The sequence below is a fragment of the Vibrio sp. 14G-20 genome (genome assembly GCF_026241515.1).
Lineage (GTDB): Bacteria > Pseudomonadota > Gammaproteobacteria > Enterobacterales > Vibrionaceae > Vibrio.
On record NZ_JAPHPW010000008.1, the window covers coordinates 102,709 to 125,302 of the forward strand.

16 protein-coding genes are annotated in these 22,594 nt (G+C 45.0%); 10 read left to right on the top strand and 6 right to left on the bottom strand.

Annotated elements, in window-relative coordinates; genetic code table 11:
• Nucleotides 1–7 precede the first annotated feature (7 nt).
• Complete coding sequence (locus OQJ75_RS09415) at nt 8–1,225, top strand: Bcr/CflA family multidrug efflux MFS transporter (RefSeq protein WP_265972766.1); 1,218 nt, start codon at nt 8–10, stop codon at nt 1,223–1,225.
• Entirely contained in the window at nt 1,225–1,884 is a 660-nt protein-coding gene (locus OQJ75_RS09420; protein WP_048664780.1) for a DUF2913 family protein, read from the top strand. The genes OQJ75_RS09415 and OQJ75_RS09420 overlap by 1 nt, the downstream gene beginning before the upstream one ends.
• Before the next feature lie 129 nt (nt 1,885–2,013).
• Here the strand turns inward: OQJ75_RS09420 and OQJ75_RS09425 are convergent, their stop codons facing one another.
• The gene (locus OQJ75_RS09425) at nt 2,014–3,474 is read right to left on the bottom strand and encodes a DUF2867 domain-containing protein (RefSeq protein ID WP_265972769.1); all 1,461 of its coding nucleotides are present in this window, start codon (nt 3,472–3,474) and stop codon (nt 2,014–2,016) included.
• A gap of 155 nt (nt 3,475–3,629) precedes the next feature.
• Nucleotides 3,630–5,057, bottom strand: coding sequence for a cytochrome-c peroxidase (locus tag OQJ75_RS09430; RefSeq protein ID WP_265972770.1), 1,428 nt, complete (start codon nt 5,055–5,057; stop codon nt 3,630–3,632).
• Nucleotides 5,058–5,538: 481 nt separating this feature from the next.
• Between OQJ75_RS09430 and OQJ75_RS09435 the strand changes: the two genes are divergently transcribed.
• From OQJ75_RS09435 to nhaA, 5 genes are all read left to right on the top strand, one after another.
• Nucleotides 5,539–6,912 carry an MATE family efflux transporter gene (locus OQJ75_RS09435; protein ID WP_265972771.1) on the top strand — a complete coding sequence of 458 codons (1,374 nt, stop codon included), beginning with the start codon at nt 5,539–5,541 and terminating at the stop codon, nt 6,910–6,912.
• A 122-nt stretch (nt 6,913–7,034) separates the two neighbouring features.
• Nucleotides 7,035–7,706 (top strand): ABC transporter ATP-binding protein, encoded by a 672-nt coding sequence (locus OQJ75_RS09440; RefSeq protein WP_017060385.1) that lies wholly within the window; start codon nt 7,035–7,037, stop codon nt 7,704–7,706.
• Complete coding sequence (locus tag OQJ75_RS09445) at nt 7,687–10,140, top strand: ABC transporter permease (protein ID WP_265972772.1); 2,454 nt, start codon at nt 7,687–7,689, stop codon at nt 10,138–10,140. Before OQJ75_RS09440 ends, OQJ75_RS09445 begins: the two co-directional genes overlap by 20 nt.
• Nucleotides 10,130–11,278 carry a lipocalin-like domain-containing protein gene (locus OQJ75_RS09450; protein WP_265972773.1) on the top strand — a complete coding sequence of 383 codons (1,149 nt, stop codon included), beginning with the start codon at nt 10,130–10,132 and terminating at the stop codon, nt 11,276–11,278. The genes OQJ75_RS09445 and OQJ75_RS09450 overlap by 11 nt, the downstream gene beginning before the upstream one ends.
• Before the next feature lie 275 nt (nt 11,279–11,553).
• On the top strand, nt 11,554–12,720 hold the full coding sequence (gene nhaA / locus OQJ75_RS09455; protein ID WP_265972775.1) for a Na+/H+ antiporter NhaA: 1,167 nt from the start codon (nt 11,554–11,556) through the stop codon (nt 12,718–12,720).
• Between the two features lie 275 nt (nt 12,721–12,995).
• Here nhaA and OQJ75_RS09460 read toward each other — a convergent pair whose 3' ends face one another.
• Complete coding sequence (locus tag OQJ75_RS09460; protein ID WP_248387776.1) at nt 12,996–13,607, bottom strand: OmpA family protein; 612 nt, start codon at nt 13,605–13,607, stop codon at nt 12,996–12,998.
• The gene (locus OQJ75_RS09465; protein ID WP_265972777.1) at nt 13,607–14,917 is read right to left on the bottom strand and encodes a TolC family outer membrane protein; all 1,311 of its coding nucleotides are present in this window, start codon (nt 14,915–14,917) and stop codon (nt 13,607–13,609) included. Before OQJ75_RS09465 ends, OQJ75_RS09460 begins: the two co-directional genes overlap by 1 nt.
• Before the next feature lie 763 nt (nt 14,918–15,680).
• Here OQJ75_RS09465 and OQJ75_RS09470 point away from each other — a divergent pair.
• From OQJ75_RS09470 to fabV, 3 genes are all read left to right on the top strand, one after another.
• The gene (locus OQJ75_RS09470; RefSeq protein WP_054546579.1) at nt 15,681–16,310 is read left to right on the top strand and encodes a TetR/AcrR family transcriptional regulator; all 630 of its coding nucleotides are present in this window, start codon (nt 15,681–15,683) and stop codon (nt 16,308–16,310) included.
• 55 nt (nt 16,311–16,365) lie between these two features.
• Nucleotides 16,366–18,648, top strand: a complete 2,283-nt coding sequence (locus OQJ75_RS09475; protein WP_004734682.1) for an acyl-CoA dehydrogenase — start codon at nt 16,366–16,368, stop codon at nt 18,646–18,648.
• A 210-nt stretch (nt 18,649–18,858) separates the two neighbouring features.
• Entirely contained in the window at nt 18,859–20,061 is a 1,203-nt protein-coding gene (gene fabV, locus OQJ75_RS09480; protein ID WP_265972782.1) for an enoyl-ACP reductase FabV, read from the top strand.
• Nucleotides 20,062–20,327: 266 nt separating this feature from the next.
• Here the strand turns inward: fabV and OQJ75_RS09485 are convergent, their stop codons facing one another.
• Both OQJ75_RS09485 and OQJ75_RS09490 read right to left on the bottom strand, forming a co-directional pair.
• Nucleotides 20,328–22,010, bottom strand: coding sequence for an aspartate:alanine antiporter (locus OQJ75_RS09485; RefSeq protein WP_248374619.1), 1,683 nt, complete (start codon nt 22,008–22,010; stop codon nt 20,328–20,330).
• 245 nt (nt 22,011–22,255) lie between these two features.
• A complete protein-coding gene (locus OQJ75_RS09490) occupies nt 22,256–22,519 on the bottom strand; it encodes a GrxA family glutaredoxin (RefSeq protein WP_009847069.1) in 264 nt (87 codons plus the stop codon).
• Between the last annotated feature and the right edge of the window lie 75 nt (nt 22,520–22,594).

Sequence of the window (22,594 nt, forward strand, 5' to 3'; positions counted from 1 at the left end):
GAGAACCATGCAGACATCGACCTCACAGAGCCCAAGCTCCCAACCAGAAACACCTCAATTAGGCTTAGTGCTGTTTTTGATTCTAGGTGCGATTGGTGCACTTACTCCGCTAGCCATTGATATGTATCTGCCAGCGATGCCGACCATTGCCAAAGATCTTGGTGTGACGGCGGGTGAGGTACAAATCACGCTAACAGCCTATACCGCAGGTTTCGCGCTAGGGCAGTTGCTGCATGGCCCGTTGGCAGATAGCTACGGTCGTAAGCCTGTATTGCTTATTGGTGTGTTCCTGTTTGCTATCGCTTCTATGGTGAGTGCGACAACTCATGGCATTGAAGCGCTGACTTACATCCGTACCGCTCAAGGTTTTGCTGGTGCTGCGGCGGCCGTTATCATCCAAGCGGTGGTAAGAGACATGTTCGATCGTGAAGATTTCGCAAGAACCATGTCTTTCGTTACTTTGGTGATGACAGTTGCGCCATTGGTTGCTCCGATGATTGGCGGTTACTTAGCGTTGTGGTTCGGTTGGCGTTCAATTTTCTGGGTTTTGGCTATCTTTGCGGTGATCGTGATTCTAGCGGTATCGATGAAGATCCCAGAAACGCTTCCTGCAGAAAACCGACAACCACTGCGCTTTAAAACAACGATTCGTAACTATGCTCGACTGTGTAAGAACCCAACGGCGATGGGCCTGATTTTCTCTGGTGCATTCTCATTCTCAGGTATGTTTGCGTTCTTAACGGCAGGTTCATTCGTTTACATCGATATCTATGGCGTTCGCCCTGATCTGTTTGGCTACCTGTTCGGCTTGAACATTGTCGCGATGATCTTGATGACGAGCATCAATGGTCGAATTGTTAAGAAAGTGGGCTCTCACGCTATGCTCAGAGTCGGCTTAACCATTCAACTGTTTGCGGGCTTAGGTCTGTTAGTTGGTTGGATGTTAGATATCGGTTTGTGGGGTATTGTGCCATTCGTGATGCTGTTTATCGGCACACTGTCTACCATTGGTAGTAACTCAATGGCGCTGTTATTAAGCGGATACCCGAATATGGCCGGCACAGCTTCTTCGCTTGCGGGCACGTTAAGATTTGGTACTGGTTCTGTGGTGGGGGCAATTGTTGCCATGTTACCAAGTGACACTGCAGGACCAATGGCTATGGTGATGGCAGCATGTGCAATACTGTCAGCATTACTATATTGGACATTAGGAAAGAAGGCATAATGTCAAAATACTATATTGAAATTCAGAAGTTAGTGAACGATGCGCTGGGCGAGCTGTATGCTCTGCATAAGTCTGGCAAAGCGATCGACGCACCTATCGCGAACAACCTTTATCTTGTTCGTTGGGTAACAAAAGCGATTAAATCTCAAGCTTATGATCGCGTGATTGTCCCAGATTTAGTTCGCTGGCAAAAGCAGGGCCGCTCAAAGGGGAACAACTCTGATTTAACCTTTACCTTCAAACGTATCTCTGCGTTTTACGGTCAGTTTTTCCCTGAAGGCGAAGAGCCTAAAGCGCTAAAAGACAGCGATGTTGAAGCGTTTATGGACAAGATGTACGAGATGGGTTGGAGCGTATCGAGCGAAGACGAACTAACCACTGGCGGAAAAATCCAATTCTTTACCGATGGTGAGCACTCATTTGCCTTGTGCGGCAAACAGTGCGACGACTCTTTCGACGGTGAGTTGATGGTTAAACCGATGAACTGGTTTGTTCGTGGTAACCACGCAGAGTTCATCCAAGCGGCGATGGAAGCGGGCTTTATGCTTCACAAAGTGACGGACTACAAGTCTGCTGTGAAGTATCACGGTGAATACATCGTTTACCCTGCTAACCAAGGTAATCAATTGGCTGAGATCCCAATTAGCGTTATCGGCTAGTAGCGGATTCGGGATACGAGATGAGAGATACGAAGAGCGGAATTATCCGCTCTTCGTATCTCACAGCACATGTCGCTAATTTGCTATTAAGTCTTTTCGCATCCCGTCACCCGAATCTCGCATCTGCTTTTAATTTTTTCGCATCTCGTTACTCGAATCCCGCATCTGCTCTTGTGCCTGCTTCTCTATCGCTTTCACCATCCCTTTAAAGATAAACAGGTGAGCTGGCATCATCGCAAACCAATACAGTAGCCCTAGAAAGCCTTTCGGGTGCCACCAAGCTGATATGTTCAGTTCACGAGAATCTCCGTTGTCAGAAACGGTGATCTCCAGTCGCCCCAAACCCGGGCCTTTCATGCCAAACAGTAGCGATAGAAATTGGTTCTCTTCACAACGAATCACTTTCCATGAATCGATTTTGTCGCCCACTTTTAGTTTTGGTCCTTCCGGCATTTGTCGCACGGGTACTCCGCCGCCAAACAGAAGGTCTAACCATTCTCTTGTGCGCCATAAAGCGTTAGCGAAGAAGTAACCTTGTTTCGGGCTTCCGATTTGTTGAGCCACGTGCCAAAGCGACTCTAGCGAGGCACTAGACATGATACTTGCGCCAGTCTTCTTGGGGTAGTAACCATATCCGGCTTGCCAGCGTTTGAATGCGGTTTTATCGAAGCCCCACACATTACTTTTTACGAAGTTACCTTCGGCGTGAATCGCTTGTTCTACCATGCTCTCGAATGACACGAGTTTTTGCGGATACTTTTCTTGGATGGTAGTCGAGTTGGCAATAAAGTCATGCTTTAAACCAGCGAGTAAGGCTCTACCTATGTTGGAAGGGACAGAGGTGACCACGCCCAGCCAATAAGAAGCGATTTTAGGTGTGAGCAGAGAGGTTGCCCACAACCTCAGTGGACGGTCTGCGGTTTTAGCAATATGTGCGAATTGATTTCGATAAGAGACGATATCTGGCCCACCCACCTCAAAGGTTTGGCTTTCACTTGGGGTATCTTGTGCGAGCTTTAACAAATAGTAATTTAGGTTTTTTAATGCGATAGGGTTTGCTTTTGAGTCGACCCATTTCGGCGCAACCATGATGGGTAGGTTGTAAACGAAGTCTCGCATTATCTCAAACGCAGCAGAGCCCGGTCCGATGATGACGCCAGCTCGAAGCTCAGTAACAGGAACAGATCCTTTACGAAGCAGTTGACCCGTTTTCTTTCTAGCTTGAAGATGCTCAGAGTCGCCGGTTTGAGGCTGAAGTGAACTCAGGTAGATAACATGCTGATTTTTAGGACCAAGTGCAGATACGAAGTTACGGGCGAGGTTTAACTCGTAATCAATGAAGTCGTGACCTTCCGCCATACCGTGGACGAGGAAGAAGATCAGGTCAAAATCGGGAACCAAAGCTTGTGTTGCTGCTTGGTCTGCAAGATCGAGATATTTGAGTGACAAGTTTTCATGAGGCTCAGTTCGCGCTTTTAAGTAGTCGATATGCCTTGCTGCTGCGGTTACTTGATAACCTTGCTCTAGCAGAAGGGGAAGTAGCTGTGAACCAACATATCCAGAAGCGCCTAAAACCAGTACTTTCTTCATCGTTACTCCATGTATTGCGTATCAAACCATCCTTTGCTCATACTACGCTAACTTTTCTCCAAAACCAATTGAGCCATGTGTAATGAAAAAGCCAATAGAAAGAATCTATTGGCTTAAGTTTATCGGCAGCATTTTATCGCTTCGATGGACGTTAGTTAGCTCTGCTGCTGTGCTTTAAGGCTAAGGTTATTTCCCTTGTATTCGCCGGTCAGTGTTTTTAGGAAGGCTTTGATGGCATCCACTTCATCATCACTCATTTCGACACCCACTTGATATTTGCCCATATCAAAGATCGCTTGTTCTAGTGTCTCTGCATGGCCGTCGTGGAAGTAGGGTGCAGTGAGTTCAATGTTTCTAAGCGTTGGAACCTTGAACTTGTGCTTGTCGGATTCAATTGCCGTGACGTTGTATCTTCCCAAGTCCTCTGGGGTGATATCGGTTCCTCTGTCTGAGAAGTAGTCCGCTTTCATACCCATGGTTTCAAAGGTTTCACCGCCCATGGCTTCACCCGTGTGGCATGTATCGCAGCTGTATTGTTTGAACAGTTTCAGTCCGTGTTTTTCATGCGCGTCCATTGCGTCGGTATTGCCCGTCAGGTATTGGTCGAAGCGGCTGTTTGGTGTCACCAAGGTTTTCTCAAATTCGGCGATAGCATGAGTGATGGTGTCGCCCGTGATTTGACCGTCATAAGTCTTATCGAATTTGGCAACTAACTCAGGATCATTGCTCAGCTTATCGATGATCTGTTGCCAACCTTCTGATCCCATTTCGATAGGGTTAAAAGGAGGGCCGCCCGCTTGGTCTTGCAAGTCGTTTGCCCTACCATCCCAAAATTGCAGTTTGTTATACGCCGAGTTGAAAACCGTTGGTGCATTTATTCCACCAACTTGACCATGAATGCCAACAGAGCCAACTAAGTTGTCGACACCGCCTGTATCTAGGCCATGGCAAGTGGCACAAGAAACGGTGTCATCACCTGATAGACGCGTGTCATGGTAGAGCGCTTTGCCCAGCTTTACTCTGTCTTCGTCTACTTCAAACGTGGTGTAGATAGGTTGGAGCGTGCCTTCTCTTCGGCTGTCATCTACTGGAGAGTCTTGGTGAATGTCTGCTCTCGTTTGGCGTATCCACTTTAATAAAGTGTGTTTTTCTTCATTTGAAATACCTGCAGACCAGTGCATGGACTGATAGATCTTAGGTGGCATAGAACCGTCGTAGAGCACCTTTTCGATGCGAGCGAGCGCTACTTCGGATACTGGTTCATTATTCTGAATACCGTTGAAGAGTTGCGTAATTTCAAAGTGCTTCATACCTGTTTGTATGTCGGTATTCATGAGGGTTTTCGCGATTGGCCATTCCGAATAGAAGGGCATTTCACTTTCGTTGGTGTGGCAGTAAGCGCACCCTTTATCACTGAGTACTTTCATGGCTTGGTAGTCTAAAGAGGACTTATCCAAAGAAGAAAATTGCGCGAGGCTTTCAGCGGCAATGCGTTGATCGTTTTTATCAACCGTATACACCGTACCTAAATAAGCCAAGATACCGACACCTGCCAAACTCATTGTTAATTTTTTATTATTCATTTTAACTCCCTATTGAAACTGGGGTGGAAGTTATTGAATTAAAGGTGATTTATGAAATGACAAAAAGGAATGAATATTAATCGAATAATTAGATGGATAAAAATTTAACACAATAAAACCACACAAATCATAAGGTTAGGTCGCTGTGTGAAAATTGATAACAAATTCAATGAAATAAACATCGGGAGTAACTTTGATTTCCGTCAATTTAGGTTTTTGGTAGTTCAAGTTGAGTGTTGTATGTATGGGTATTGTTTGATATCTACTTTTTATGACTAATTTGAGAATTGATTATATTTACCAAACTATTCTTACCAAGGCTTGGGAGTATCACCTTATTGTCATCCAATGGATGAAACGTGAAAAGACGTTATACGGAAATTGATGCCCTCAGTATGATTTATGTATGGTTGAAATTCGAACATTGATATACTGAAAGAATAATCCTTTTGTCATCAACACGTTCCGTTCAGGTATTCCTATGTTGCTCTCTTCAATTATTCATCACACACGCGGCGATTTTGTTCGCAGGTTGATTGCCATTGCTTTGCCAATCACCTTGCAGAGCATCATGTTTTCAAGCCGAGGTTTGGTGGATGTGTTGATGTTAGGTCAACTAGGAGAAGCAGATATTGCTGCAGTCGGAGTTGCAAGCCGTGCGATGTTTGTGACGACCATTATGCTGGTGGGCGTGACCACGGGCGGAGCTCTGTTGACAGCTCAATATTGGGGCGCGGGCAACAAACAAGGTGTGAGAGAAAGCACAGCACTAACCTGGCTGGTTTCGACGCTGTTTGCGCTGTTGACCATCGTGTTCTTTGTCTCTTTCCCTGCACAAATTATGGGTGTGACTACCGACTCTCAAGAAGTGATTAGCTTGGGTGTTGAATATATTGTTATCACCTCATTTAGCATGTTAGCTGTATCGTGTGTCAGCAGTATGGCCGTTGGCTTAAGAGCGATGCATAAGCCTGGATTGAGTACCTTTTTCAGTGGTATCGGTATCCTGTCTAACGTCTTCTTAAACTGGGTGTTGATCTTTGGTAACTTAGGGTTTCCTGTTCTTGGCATCAAAGGCGCGGCAATTGCGACAGTTCTGAGTGGCGCAATTGAAGTGGCGACCTTGTTTGGCTACCTCTATTTCTCTAAACATTTATTAGCCTTCAAACTTTGTGATATTAAAGCCGCAGCAACGGTGGAGAAAGTTGTTCGCTTCTTGAAATTGTCCTTGCCGACAACCTTCAACTTCTTAGCCTGGGCTGGTGGCTTATTCGCTTATCATGCCATTATGGGGCAATCGGGCGTGCAAGGTTTAGCTGCGCTTTCGGTGATGACGCCAGTTGAATCTATCTCATTGAGTTTATTGATTGGGATGTCGAATGCAGCCGCGGTTTTGGTGGGCAACCAACTTGGTGCGAAAAACAATGAAGCGGTTTACTATCAAGCACTCGGCTTAACGATTTTGTGCTTCTTGACCAGTATTGTGGTGGCGATTTTCCTCTACTTTATACAAACGCCAATATTGAATGCCTTTAGTGCTTTGACAGAAGAAACTAGAGCACTTTCAGAGAAGTTTATTTTGATTCTCAGCGTGGGTATTGTCATTCGATCTATTCCAATGACGGTGATCGTTGGTGTACTCAGAGCGGGCGGTGACGTGAAGTTCTGTCTATACCAAGATTTGATTGCTCAGTGGGTGATAGGTATTCCGTTGGCAGCCATCGCCGCTATTTACTTTAAGTTTCCACCTGAGTGGGTTTACCTATTGTTCCTTACTGAAGAAGTAATTAAGTGGGGCGGGTCGCTCTATCGCATGAAAACAAGAAAATGGATTAAAAACTTGATAGGAAGTTGAAGTCGAGCGCACCAATCGCATCACTTTATCGTTGGTGTGTGATCTATCTTTCAAAATACTTCCTCATAACAGGGAATTAGTGTAGATTCTCCTTCCAAATTCTAACTAATGCGAGCTGTTTAATGTTAAAGCTGTCAGACCTATGTAAAGGCTATGTCGATGGGGGGGAGTTCCACCCTGTTTTGCAAGGTGCTGAACTGACATTAAACCAAGGTGACCAGCTGGCATTAATGGGCGAAAGCGGTTCAGGTAAAAGTACTTTACTGAATCTTATCGCGGGTTTAGACCTTGCCGATTCGGGTGAAATCGCTTTCCCTCACTTCAACATGCACGACTCTACCGAGCGTGATCGCACCGCTTATCGCAGAAACAATATTGGCCATATCTTTCAGCAGTTCAACTTACTGCCGACATTGAACATCGCCGATAACATTCGTTTTTGCCGTCAATTAAAAGGTTTACCTGAAGATAAAGGGCTCTGGAGACAGATTCTTTCTGCTTTAGATCTTATGCCTTTACTTGGCCGTTACCCTGAAGAAGCGTCTGGTGGCCAACAACAACGTGCGGCCATTGCGCGTGCGCTGTATATGGAACCAAAAATATTGCTGGCCGATGAGCCGACCGGTAGTTTAGATGAGCGTAATGCAGAAGCGGTAATGCGTTTGCTGACCTCTTTGGCTCGTCAATTAGAATGTACGTTGCTGTTGGTAACACACAGTGAAAAAGTAGCTCTGCATATGGATGGTAGGATCCGTCTACAAGGAGGGCAACTGCATGTTATGGCCCGTAGTTAAGGCACTACTCGGTCACTATCGACGTTACCCACTGCAGATTATTTTGGTATGGCTTGGTTTAACCCTCGGCGTATCACTTTTGGTTGGTGTTACTGCTATCAACCAACACGCTAAGCAAAGCTATGCGCATGGCGAAAAGCTCTTTTCGAATCCTCTTCCTTACCGTATTCGACCAAAACACAACGCCAATAAAATCCCGCAAGGCTTTTATATCCACCTTCGCCGTGAAGGCTTTCAACAGTGTTCTCCTCTTGATCACCATCGTATCACTGATGAAAATGGCGCAAACTTCATGCTTGTCGGCATAGACCCTGTTTCTATGCTTCAGTTACAACCTGGTATTGCTTTAAAAGATCTCACAGCTTTGAACCTCATGAAGCCACCGTATCCAATCCTTGTCAGTGATGATCTTGCTGAACACATGGAATGGCACAACGGTGATTACATCCCTTTGATGGATGGTTCTGAGCTTGGTCCTGTGGTTGTTGATCAAAACGACCTGATTAATGGTACAAGGCTGATTGCGGATATCTCATTGCTCCGAATGCTCAAACGTAGTGCCGGGCTTTCAGTGATTGCCTGTTCAGACATGTCCACTGAGAAGTTTGAGCGTCTTAAAAACATGCTACCCAATGGTTTAACGATCTCTCGTAGCTCTAAGGCAGAGCTTGAGTCGCTAACCAGTGCATTCCACTTAAATCTAAAAGCGATGGGTATGCTGTCGTTTGTGGTTGGCTTATTTATTTTCTATCAAGCCATGTCGCTGTCATTTATTCAGCGCCAACCGTTAGTCGGAATCTTAAGACAAACAGGTGTATCGGGATGGCAACTGGCTAAAGCGCTTTGCTTAGAGTTGCTGCTATTGGTCGTACTGAGTTGGATCTGCGGTAATGTATTCGGGGTCATGTTAGCTAACCAATTGTTACCTGCGGTATCTTCAAGTTTAGGCGACTTATACGATGCCAACGTTGGTTTAACGATTGACTGGAATTGGCGATGGAGCGGCTACAGCTTATTGATGGCGTTACTTGGTGCGTTCTTAGCGTGTGCTTGGCCATTGGTTCGTCTGCTTCGTTCACAACCGATTCGTTTGACCTCTCGTTTATCTTTGATGCGCTTTGCTGGCACAGAGTTCACTTGGCAGGCTTTGATTGGTTGTGGTTTCTTGGTTGCAGCTGTCGCTGTGTATCAAGCCCCTCAGACTCAGGAAACGGGTTTTGCGATTATCGCACTAATGCTGATTAGTGTGGCTCTATTTACCCCGTTTTTGATGTGGAAGTTATTTAACAGCCTTTCTTATTCATTGCGCTGGGTTCGTGCTCGCTGGTTCTTTGCTGACGCAGCTTCAAGTATGAGCTACCGCGGTGTGGCGACGATGGCCTTTATGTTGGCCTTAACAGCCAATATTGGTGTAGAAACTATGGTCGGTAGTTTTAGAGATACCACTGATAAATGGCTAACACAGCGCTTGGCTGCCGATCTTTATATTTACCCGACCAACAACGCCGCTGCTCGTATGAGTAACTGGCTATCTGACCAGCCTGAAGTGGATTCGGTTTGGTGGCGTTGGGAGAAAGATCTTGCGTCTCCAGTCGGCAGCATTCAGGTGGTCAGTACAGGTCCTTCAGAAGGCGAACTAGAAGCACTGACCATTAAATTAGGTATTCCGAATTACTGGTATCACTTACATCACTCTAAAGGTGTATTGATCAGTGAATCGATGTCTCTCAAGCTGGGGATTCGCCCAGGCGACTACATTGACCTCTATGACAACCTCGGCTCTGGTTGGCAGGTTGTCGGCGTTTATTACGATTATGGCAACCCTTACCATCAAGTTATGATGTCACATCGAAACTGGCTGTATGGGTTTGCAGGGCGGGGCAATGTGGGCCTTGGCGTAATACTCAAAGACGATGTTAATTCATTAGGGCTTCGCAGCCGATTAGAAAACGTATTCAGGCTTGGCTCGGAGCGTGTTTTTGATAACAACAATATCCACAGTCAAGCGATGCGAGTGTTCGATAGGACGTTCGCGATTGCAGATACTTTAGGAAACATCACCTTGGTTATCGCCGTCTTCGGTATCTTCTTCGCGACGGTTGCGGGTGAAGTGTCTCGACAGAGGCATATTTCCTTGCAGCGCTGTTTGGGGGTCTCGGCGAAAGAGCTGATTCTGACAGGTAGCTTGCAGCTGTTTGTGTTTGGGCTTATTTCCTCTTTAATTGCGATTCCTCTCGGCTTAGCGTTAGCGAGCCTAATTGTTGATATCGTGATAAAGCAGTCTTTTGGCTGGTCACTCGAGTTACAAGTGATTCCTTGGGACTATTTGCAGACATTTGCGTGGGCCATGGCAGCATTGATGTTAGCTGGTGCTTTACCAGTGATGAGAATGATTCGGAACACTCCGATGAAGTCATTGAGGGATGCGCTTTAGTATGTTTTTAAGGAATAGTTCAACGAAGGTAAGACAACGAATCCTGTCTTCTCTTTTATTAATCAGTTTCTTCGGCATCTTTTTAAGTGTTTGGGGATATTACTCCTATTTCATCGATCCTGGTGAAAAGGGCGTGAATGAAGTTAACTCAGTATTGGTTAATGAACACTTCAATGTGTTCGAGCCTGTATTGCCAGACCGCAACGTTTCGCTACCACAAGATTTTAAGTTCCACCCAGAGTTTCAACATGAGTGGTGGCATTACTTTGCGTCTTTGAAAGGTGATGACGGCAAAGACTATTCGGTTCAGTGGAGCTTTTTCCGTATCGCAACGGACGAACGTGAAACTCCTGGGTGGCAAAGCCCTCAAGTCTATATTTCAAACGTAGTGGTCTCTTCTAAGTCAAAAGTATGGAAAGAGCAGCGCATGGCTCGTGGCGGTATTGGCCAAGCGGGAATGACCAATCGCCCATTCAGACTTTGGATTGATAACTGGAACTGGCGCGCACTCGGCAACACACCATTCCCTGGACGCCTTCAAGTGCAAACTGACACGTTTGGACTTGAGCTCGACACCATTGCAAAAGGGCCCTATGTGCTCAACGGTGAGAACGGCTATCAGAAAAAACACGACTTATTGCCTGTCGCGTCTTATAACTTCAGCGCCCCATTTTTATCTTTGAGCGGTGTATTGAACCTAGACGGCGTTGCTAAAAAAGTGGAAGGAACAGCGTGGGTACATAAAGAGTGGGGCAGCGGCTTACTTGGTGTGGGCCAACAAGGTTGGGATTGGTTTATATTTAACCTCGATGACGGTACTGCGTTGAGCATTAACCGTTATCGTCATAACCAACAACTGCCTTACGTATTCGGTACATTAGCAACGCGCTCAGGCAAAGTTTATCAATTAACGGAATCTGATATTTCCATTCAACCGTTGCAAAATACAACGTTGATGAATGGAAGACGGATGCCCCTGCAATGGATCATTAATGTCCCTAAGCACGATATCAACCTGACGACACGCATTATACGCAGAGATATGTGGCTTCCATTTGTCATACCATATTGGGAAGGGCCAATAAGGGCGAGCGGGAGCCATGAAGCGACCGGTTTTATGCAGTTAACCGGCTACTAAAAAACACCTAAGGCTATCATTTGATAGCCTTTTTTTATGCCTTCTACTTTTCTTCAACCTCAATGAATTGTGCATACAGGTTCGATAATCTCATCTATACTTAATTCATGGTGCATAACAACATTATGGAATATACGACGTATTGTTTAGTATTTGTAGGAAAAACCGAAGTTAAACATCCGAAGAAGTGATTATCTATCAATTAAACTTGGATATAAACTCATGGCTATTCTTTGTTATTCGTTTATTTAAATAATAAATATAAGGGCGAAATCATGACCGACGTCATCCGTGACTTCTTTAAAATGGAATCTGCTGGCGGCATCATACTAGTCATCGCTGCGGCGATCGCAATGTTTGTAGCAAACTCACCACTGAACGAAATGTACCAAGGTGTACTTCACAGCTACGTTCTTGGTATGTCTGTGTCTCACTGGATTAACGATGGCTTAATGGCTGTCTTCTTTCTTCTTATCGGCTTAGAAGTTAAGCGCGAACTTTTAGAAGGCGCATTAAAGTCTAAAGAGACAGCAATCTTCCCAGCTATCGCAGCTGTGGGTGGTATGCTAGCTCCTGCACTTATTTACGTGCTATTTAACTCAAGTAACCCTGAAGCGCTTCAAGGTTGGGCTATCCCAGCAGCGACTGATATCGCATTCGCACTGGGTATTATGGCTCTTCTTGGCAACCGTGTACCGGTAAGCTTGAAGGTATTCCTGCTAGCGCTGGCAATTATTGACGACCTAGGTGTTGTTGTTATCATTGCACTGTTCTACTCAGGCGACCTATCAACGCTAGCACTTACAGTTGGCTTTATCGCGACTGGTGTGTTGTTCATGCTAAACAACAAGCATGTGACTAAGCTGAGCGTTTACCTCATTGTTGGTGCTATTCTGTGGTTCGCAGTATTGAAGTCTGGTGTTCACGCAACATTGGCTGGTGTAGTAATTGGTTTTGCTATTCCACTGAAAGGCAATAAAGGGGAGCGTTCACCGCTGAAACACTTAGAGCATGCTCTGCACCCATACGTCGCTTTTGCAATTTTGCCAGTCTTTGCTTTTGCAAACGCAGGTATTTCATTGGAAGGTATCTCAATCTCAAGCCTAACAGGTATGCTACCGCTTGGTATCGCTATGGGTCTATTGGTTGGTAAGCCTCTTGGTATCTTTGCATTCAGCTGGGGTGCGGTGAAACTGGGTGTCGCTAAGCTCCCTGAAGGTGTGAACTTTATGAACATCTTCGCAGTATCTGTGCTGTGTGGTATTGGTTTTACAATGTCTATCTTTATCTCTTCGTTAGCGTTTGGCCCAACGAACGCAGATTTTGACACACTAGCTCGACTAGGCATCCTGATGGGGTCTACAACAGCTGCAATTCTAGGTTACTTCCTGCTAAGCATTTCTTTACCGAAAACAGCAAAGCAACAAGAAGTAAAACTATAATTAGCGGTAGGCTCGTTTAACGGCGAGCCTATTCACTGATTAACAAGCTATTTTCTGAGTAGCAAGACGAGTCACAGAATCATCCTCCCCGATTCATGTGACAACAAAGAACAAAAAAGCCGTGATAGGGTTTCCTATCACGGCTTTATTGATCCTAATTGCTAGTGTTTTTAGTTTGGTTAGTTATTGATGATCTAAAACTCCTAGATTCAACTCATTATTTTGATCGGCATGAGTTGCGGATCGTTTTGGATGACCGGAGTGACAGTGTCACTTTATTTTTCTAGCGTGGTAAATATGGTCCACTCCTCGACGATCTGCTCATTCAGCCCGACAACCGTTGCTGTTACTCGACGGTTCAGTGCATGAGAAGTAGCATCGTTGCCATCGCTCTCTAAGCGGTTTTCACCGTAACCGACAACTCTTACTCGGCTCGGGTCTATACCATTCGACAATAATTCATCTTCAACGTGGTGAGCGCGCTTCTTTGATAGCTCTAAGTTGTATTCACTCGCGCCGACTTTACTGGCGTAACCTTGAATTTCTATCGATGCACTTTGGTAGGTTTCTAAGAACTCAGCCATGGTAGTGATTTGATCTGAGAAGATAGGGTTAACTTCATAGGAGTCATTGGCGAAAAGGATGTTCAGCTGTCTGACTTCTTCTGAGCGTATAGTCTCGCCACAGCCTTCATTATCAACTAATGACGCTCTAGGTGTACTTGGGCAGGTATCTCGTGCATTGACCACCCCATCGTTATCATCGTCTTGCAGGTCTGAAATTTGCTCCGCTTCTGGCGTTTCTATGTAGGGCTCTTCATTTTGGCTAGAGCATGCACATAGCGTTATCGTTAATGCGGAAAGCAATAAATAAGGTCTTTTCATCATTAATACTCCACGGCCGTTGTCCACTCGTCTGGAATGTCGACCAGTAGAGCGTTCAATAGAGAGCCTGTCGCGTTCATTACACGGTATTTAGCGTACTGTTCAGAGTAATGCGCATCTAAGTAATCTTTACGGGCTTCAAACAATTCGTTTTCAGTGTTAAGCAGGTCAAGGAGCGTACGTTTGCCGATTCGATATTGTTTCTCATAAGCGATAACGGTTTCTGACGCCGAATCCACGTGATCAGACAAGAAGTTCTTTTGTTGCAACGTCAGGTCCAATGCACTCCAAGATAGGCGAAGGCCTTCTTCCACTTGTCGATAAGCACGATCTCTTAGATCCTTCGCTTTATTGAGTTGGTAAGCTGCAGCTTCTGAATTAGCACTATCGGTACCACCGTTGTAGAGGTTGTATCGCATTCTTAACATTGCCAACGTCTCTTGGCTCGAACCTTCATCGCCTCCCGCATCATCGCGCCATGATTGAGATGCCTCGATAGAGAAAGTCGGGTAGTTAACCCCTTTTGATTGTTTGTACTGGAAGTGCGCCGAATCGACATCTGCAGTTGCGACTTTGATTACCGGGTGTTGGTCCAGAGCATCAACAAGGGCGTCTGATAATGACAGAGGAATCATAGAAATATCGGCTCTTGGGTAAACTAAGCCAAGCGGTTCTTGACCCACTATTCTTCTAAATTGAGTGTGGGTATCAATTAGGTTGTTCTGTGCGGCTAATAAATTGCCGTGCGCTTTTGCAATCCTAGCTTCTACTTGAGATACATCTGCGGTTGAGCCTATGCCTGAGACTGCACGTTTTTTGATGTCTTTATAGATTTTCTTGTGGATGGCAAGGTTACTTTCCGAAAGGGCTAAAACTTCAGTTGCTTTGACTGCATCCAGGTAGATCTGTGTGACCTCTAGCGCTTTGTCTTCGGCATCCGCGAGTAATTGTAAGCGAACCGATTCCGCTTCTGCGGCAGTACGGTCAATATCATTGAGAGTCGACGAACCATCCCACAGCAACTGAGTGAGGGATATGGTGGCTTCCTTTCGTGTAAGGTCAGAGTCCGGGCTCCCGCTACTTTCTGCTGGGTTTATACCTTCGTAACCAATACCAGCATCAAGATCGATACTCGGCCTATAAGCACCGCCTGCGGCATCATTTCGTTTTTGGACACTCACAAACTCATTAAAGATACTCTTTATCTCAGGGTTGGTAGCCAAGGTGATGGCAACGGCCTGTTCTAAAGTTTGAGCAGAGAGTGGAGTTGCAATAGCTAAGCAACAGATGATGGGTAATTTAAACAGTCTCAAAGTAGGTCTCCTTCTACTTTTAAAAGCTCCCGCCTCCTCCCAACTAGCGTTTAACTACGTTTAACTACTTAGTTGAGAAGGGTATTAAACGAAGCTTAGGACATCTGCTAGAAATTGCTAAGTTTGTTGGCTTTATTTCGAATGTAAGTCTCTATCTCTATTGATTAATTTACCAGTAGTGACAGGTGGCAAGCTTCGAGTAGATGTGTTGAAAATAAATGCAAGGCTAGAATTCGGCTTGGGCAGAGATTGGTAAACGTTGGTTAGGAGGTTGTTTGAAATACGTATCTCAGTGAGACCAATGTGCCAAGCGTGGTAGTTCGATTTTTAGGAAAAAATGACAATATATAAAGAATCGATCGCGCTGTTTAGTTTGTAGTTGTAGCAGTGAAGAAGGGTAAGTAAGGTTTCACCCTAAACAACAAACAAAAAAAAGCCCAAACCAACACGGTTTGGGCGGATACAAGTATAGGAGTTAATAAGGAAAATGCAGTAATTAAGAAAGCAGGGGAGAGACAAGTTTGACGGCCTGTTAAACTTCTAAATACTCTGTTTTCTACTTAATTTATGACCCTCCATTTCTATTTCAGTTCCCAGAAAATTCATTAATTTTTCCTTTTTTGTAAACATGCATCGATTCAATCGGTTAGTGAATAAAGCGATTAACTGGTACGACCAATTTGTGAAAATGTGATGTTGCTTGCTTGTTAAATAAATGTACTAAGCGTATATTTCAAACAGTTGTTTAATACGAGTGATTGAAATGGCACCAAGAAGTACAACCAAAGACAAAATCTTAGATGTGGCTGAAGGCTTATTTGCTGAGCACGGTTTTAATGACACCTCTTTACGCACCATTACGGGTAAAGCCAATGTCAATCTTGCTTCAGTGAACTACCACTTTGGCGACAAGAAGACTCTGGTTCGTGCCGTATTAAATCGATACTTAGAAGCATTTATGCCTGCACTGCAAGACGCTTTAGTGAACTTAAACTTGAACGAAACGTATTCTATGAGTGATGTGTTTGAGTCTCTGAGACAGCCGCTAAGAGCACTGAATGATGTAAGGCCAAATGGTACGAGTCGATTTATGTTACTCATCGGTCGAGGTTATACGGATGTGCAAGGTCACTTGCGTTGGTTCATTACCACTCGCTACAGCGAAGTACTAACTCTGTTTACTAGCTCAGTAATGAAAGCCAACCCGAATCTCACTCAAGAACAGTTATTTTGGCGATTGCACTTCACCCTAGGGACTTGTGTATTCACCATGGCATCTAGCCAGGCTCTGATAGAAATTGCAGAGAATGACTATGACAGAAAGATAGATGCGAAGGCAGTGGTCGATATTCTCATTCCATATTTGGCCGCTGGCATGTCAGCAAAAGAATAAAACAATAAAAAGCAAAATATTCACAAACAATATAGTGAACAAAAGGATCTGAACTATGAGCTCTCTAAGACAAAAATGGGTAAGTGACCCAGCTTTTAAACTCTTTAAAAAAGTACTACCACCACTATCTAGCACCGAGAAAGAAGCGATGGAAGCGGGTAGCGTGTGGTGGGACGGAGAGCTGTTTTCTGGTAAACCAGATTTCACTAAGCTTCACCAGTACCCAAAACCTCAGCTGACAGCAGAAGAGCAATCGTTCATGGATAATGAACTTGAAACTTTGCTCGCTATGCTTGATGACCACAAAATTGTGAAAGAAGACAGAGACCTTCCAGAGGAAGTTTGGAACTTCTTACGCAAAGAGCGTTTCTTCTCGCTAATTATCGCGAAAGGGTACGGCGGTCGTGAGTTTTCGGCGCACGCCAACTCTACAATCGTAACCAAGATTGCAACTCGTAGTATCAGTACTGCAGTTTCAGTAATGGTTCCAAACTCTCTTGGCCCTGGTGAGCTACTGTCTCACTACGGTACTCAAGATCAAAAAGACTACTGGCTACCACGTCTTGCTGACGGTACAGATATCCCATGTTTCGCATTAACAGGCCCTGAAGCGGGTTCCGATGCGGGTGGTATCCCTGATGTCGGCACTGTGTGTATGGGCATGCACGAAGGCAAAGAGACACTAGGTATCAAGCTTAACTGGAACAAGCGTTACATTACGCTAGCACCAGTGGCAACGGTACTTGGTCTGGCTTTCAAACTTCACGATCCAGAAAAGCTATTGGGTGACAAAGAAGACATTGGGATCACTTGTGCACTTATTCCAGCTGACCACGAAGGTGTTGTGATTGGTGAGCGTCATGATCCACTTGGTCTTGCGTTTATGAATGGTCCAACTCGCGGTCACGATGTCTTTATTCCTATGGAGTGGCTAATCGGTGGCGCAGATTACGCAGGTAAAGGCTGGCGTATGCTGGTGGAATGTCTGTCTGCAGGTCGTGGTATCTCATTACCCGCACTTGGCACGGCGATGGGCCACCTAACAGCGAAAACGACTGGCGCATACGCTTATGTTCGTAAGCAGTTCGGTATGTCGATTGGTAAGTTTGAAGGTGTTGCAGAGAGCTTAGGCCGTATTGGTGGTTTAACGTATCTATTAGAAGCGACTCGTACGCTGACAACCACGTCACTTGATATGAAAGAGAAGCCGGGTATCGTAACGGCTATCGCGAAATATCATATGACAGAGATGGCACGTACTATTTTGAATGACTCAATGGATATCCATTCAGGTCGTGCAATTCAAGATGGCCCAATGAACTACTTGGCAGCGCCTTACCTAGGTATTCCAGTTGCTATCACAGTAGAAGGTGCGAACATCCTAACTCGTAACCTGATGATCTTCGGTCAAGGTGCGACACGTTGTCACCCATACGTATTGAGCGAAATGGAAGCGGCAGCGAACCCAGATGAGAAGCAAGGTGCAAAAGACTTTGATAGCTTGTTGTTCAAGCACATCTCACACGCGACTAAAAACACGTTCGGTGCTTTTGGTGCGGCACTAACAGGTTCTAAGTTCATTAAAGCCGACATGAGCGGTCCGACTAAGCCTTACTACCAAGACTTGACTCGTTTGAGCCGTGCGCTTGCTGTCAGTGCGGATTTCGCAATGCTGACGCTAGGTGGTGAACTGAAACGTAAAGAGCTTATCTCAGCACGTTTGGGTGATGGTCTAAGTTACCTATACATGGCGTCTGCTGCGCTTAAGAAGTATGAAGACGAAGGTCGTCAACAAGCTGACCTAGACTACGTCCATTACGCGGTTCAACACTGTTTCCACAATGCGGCGAAGTCGTTACAAGAAGCGTACCGTAACTTCCCGAACAAGATGGTAGGTAAAGTACTTAAAGGTCTAGTTTTCCCTGTAGGTAACCACTTCGAAAAACCAAGTGATAACCTAACCGTTCAACTAGCAGAGAGCTTGATGACTCCAGGTGCACACCGTGAACGTTTGACTCACCTTTGTTACATTGGCAAAGAGGAAGATGACAGTGTTGGCCTTATGGAGAATGCTTTCAATGCGATGTACAGCATTAAACCTTTGGAGCGTAAGATCTTCAAAGCAGTGAAAGAGGGCAAAGTGGCTCGTAAAGGCTTGCTGGCGGATAAACTGGCTCAAGCACTTGCTGCTGATGTTCTGACACAAGAAGAAGTCGACCAAATTGTTGCTGCTGATAAACTACGCTACACAGCGATTCAAGTTGACCACTTCAGTCATGACTTTAGTGAAACTTTGACGCGAAAAGAGTTAAAACCTAAGCTAAATAGCGTTGCTTAGATAAAGAAATGATTAAAGGCACCTATCAAGGTGCCTTTTTTTGTTTTTGTCGTAGAAGTCTCAGTAGAAGCGTTAACAAATGGTGACTTAGTCAGCAAATATCAGCTGAGTGCTCCAACCACTTGCATTTTCACCACATTTTTACAGAAATTAGATGCCATTTGCGTACGAAACTTTTATCCTTAACCTGATTTTTTAAGGAAGTTGAATATGATCATCAAACCTCGAATTCGCGGATTCATCTGTACTACAACACATCCAGTCGGTTGTGAAGCTAATGTAAAAGAACAAATTGCTTACACAAAAGCTCAAGGCCCAATCGCAAACGCACCTAAACGTGTACTAGTTGTTGGTTCTTCAAGTGGCTACGGCTTGTCTTCACGTATTGCGGCTGCATTTGGTGGCGGCGCTTCAACTATCGGTGTTTTCTTCGAGAAAGCCGGTACTGAGAAAAAGCCGGGCACAGCTGGTTATTACAACTCAGCAGCGTTCGATAAGCTTGCTAAAGAAGAAGGCCTGTATTCAAAAAGCCTGAACGGCGATGCTTTCTCTAACGAAGCGAAACAGAAAACAATTGACCTGATCAAAGAAGATCTAGGCCAAATCGATATGGTTGTGTACTCACTGGCGTCTCCAGTGCGTAAAATGCCAGAGACTGGTGAAGTGATTCGTTCAGCTCTAAAACCTATCGGTGAAACATACACATCAACGGCTGTTGATACGAACAAAGACCTGATCATCGAAGCAAGTGTTGAGCCTGCATCTGAAGAAGAGATCAAAGACACTGTTACTGTAATGGGCGGTGAGGATTGGGAACTTTGGATCAACGCTCTATCAGAAGCAGGTGTTCTAGCTGACGGTTGTAAAACTGTTGCTTACAGCTACATCGGTACTGAACTAACGTGGCCAATCTACTGGGATGGCGCTCTAGGTAAAGCGAAGATGGATCTAGACCGTGCAGCATCAGTGCTGAACGAGAAGCTAGGCCAAACTGGCGGTACTGCAAACGTTGCTGTTCTTAAGTCTGTTGTGACTCAAGCAAGCTCGGCTATCCCTGTTATGCCTCTTTACATCGCTATGGTGTTCAAGAAGATGCGTGAAGAAGGTATCCACGAAGGTTGTATGGAACAGATCTTCCGTATGTTTAGCCAACGTCTATACAAAGAAGATGGCAGCGTAGCAGAAGTGGATGAAGTGAACCGTCTACGTCTAGACGACCTAGAACTTCGTGACGACATTCAAGAGCATTGTCGTAACCTATGGCCTCAAATCACAACTGAGAACCTGAAAGAACTGACTGACTACGTAGAGTACAAAGAAGAGTTCTTGAAGCTATTCGGTTTTGGTGTTGAAGGTGTGGATTACGAAGCTGACGTTGATACAGCGGTTGAATTTGATGTAGCTGACATCTAATTCGAATAATCGAATCAAACGACAGATAAAAAATAGGCGCTCATTGAGCGCCTATTTTTTGTCTTAAAAGCAGATACGGGATTCGAGTGGCGAGATACGAAGAGATTTAAGAGCAGGTGCGGGATACGAGTCGCGAGATGCAAAAGCTCTAAGAGCAGGTTTGGGGGCGGTGAAAGCTGAGCTGACGTAATAAAAAATGCACTAATCCAAAGATGAATTAGTGCATTTAAAATATCTAAGCTGGGCTGCTTTTAAAGCAGCAGGCGCTAGCTAATGATGATGATAAAAGTACCTGCTAAGGTCATCAATATATTGGCTATCGCATAGGTACCTGCATAACCCAGAGCCGGAATGGTTGAGCGAGCATGGTCGTTTACGATGTCCATTGCTGGAGCACAGGTTCGCGCACCAATGATCGCACCAAACAATAGAGCTCGATTCATCTTCAGCACATAAGCGCCGACCAAGTAAGCGAAGAATACTGGCAGTACACTCACCACCAGAGCAATACCAATGACCTGTGGGCCAACTTGGGTTAAGTGCTCGAATATCTTGCCACCGGCGCTCAACCCGATACCGACCATAAAGAACATCAAACCCAGGTCTTTGACCATATTCAACGCCCCTTGAGGCACGTAACCAAAGGTAGGGTGGTTCGCTCGTAGGAAACCAAGCATTATGCCTGATAGAAGCAGGCCAACCGCGTTACCTAGTCCAAACGATACCTGACCGAATGTCATGGTGATCAAACCAAACAAAATGCCCAGAATGAAGAAGCTACAGAAAGCCATCAAGTCTGCCATTTGGCTGTGGATCGAGATGAAGCCAATTTTCTCAGCTAAGCCGTGAACACGACTTTTTTCACCACTCACTTGCAGCACGTCACCTTTGGAAAGCACGATGTTTAAGTCCATCGGCATTTCAATTTGAGCTCGAACTACGCGGTTAAGGAAACAGCCATACTCAGACAAATTGAGGTCTGAAAGACGTTTACCTGCGATATTGTCACTTTTAACGACGATCTCTTCTTCTACGATACGTAGATCGAGAAGGTTACGGTCGAAGACCTCTTTACCGTTACGGAAACTTGGATCTAGACGAGCGTGGCTGTCTGGGAAACCAACCAATGCGATCTCATCGCCTTCTTGCAGAATTGCGTCACCATCTGGATGGGCAAGAATACCGTTACGACGAATACGTTCGATGTAACAGCCTGTTTGGCGATAGATACCCAATTCACGCAGGTTCTTACCGTCAGTCCAAGAGATAAGCTCAGGTCCCACACGGTAAGCACGAATGATAGGAAGATAAACCTTACGTTGACCAGATGCACCTAAACCACGCTCTTGAGCTATCTGCTCGGCCGAGTCGTGTAGATTTACTTTTTGTAGCTTTGGAATCAATCGAGCGAACATGATCATACTGATTAAACCAACCAAGTAAGCCATCGCATAACCGACAGAAAGGTTTTCGATAATCAGGCTCAAGTCCATATTTCTTGGCACTTCAGCAAGCCCAGAATTCAATGCATCTTGCGCACCTACAAGGATTGGTGTTGCTGTAAGAGCGCCAGCCATCATGCCGGCAGACAATCCAAAGCCTAGGCCGAGGTAATGACTACTGAAATAGGTTAGGGCAATAGCCGTAGAAAGTACTACAAGGCTAAGAATTAGGTAATGTTTACCATCTCTAAAGAAGATACCGAAGAAGTTTGGCCCTGCTTCAATGCCAACACAGTAGATGAATAACATAAAACCAATGGTGAGTGCATCAGGGTTAAAAGAAAAACCAAGATGTCCCATGACAAGGGAAGTAATCAGAACACCGATTGAATTACCGAGTTGGAGGCTACCGAAACGAATTTTACCAATGGCTAAACCAATCGATAAAACAACAAAGATGAGGAGAATGGGGTTTTGTTCTAACAGAAAAACAACGTCGATATTCACAGTGGTCGCTCAATAATTGGCGTGAAACACAGGGTAAGTTTGAGAGGTGAATTGTATCTAAATATAAATAAATTATAAGCGATATTTTGCTAATTTACTTTATTTTGACCTTATTCTTATTCCGTATGGAAACTGATCATAAAAAAGCCCGCTACAGTGAGCGGGCTTTCTACAAATCGTACAGTCTAACGCTTAAATGGGTCAGCTGTTTAAGGCCTTAGCCTAGATTCTCGTGTAATTCTAGCTTAGTCGAAAAGACCTAGGTTTTCCTTTGCGTATGCTTCAAATTCTGTGCAGCCGCCGATGTGGTCTTGGTCGATGAAGATTTGTGGCACTGTGTCTACAGGTTTACCAACAGTCTTCTCTAGATCTGCCTTGCTGATACCTTCAGCGTGGATGTCAACGTAACGGTAGTTGAAGTCATCGCGTTTAGCTTTAAGAGTTTCAGCATGCTCTTTTGCACGAACACAGAATGGGCAAGCAGGGCGACCAAAAATAACTACAAACATTTAATTTCTCCTAAATACGGGATGAGGCTCGTTAACTCGATTATGTTAACTATTCTTTAGTGAATGCCACTCTAA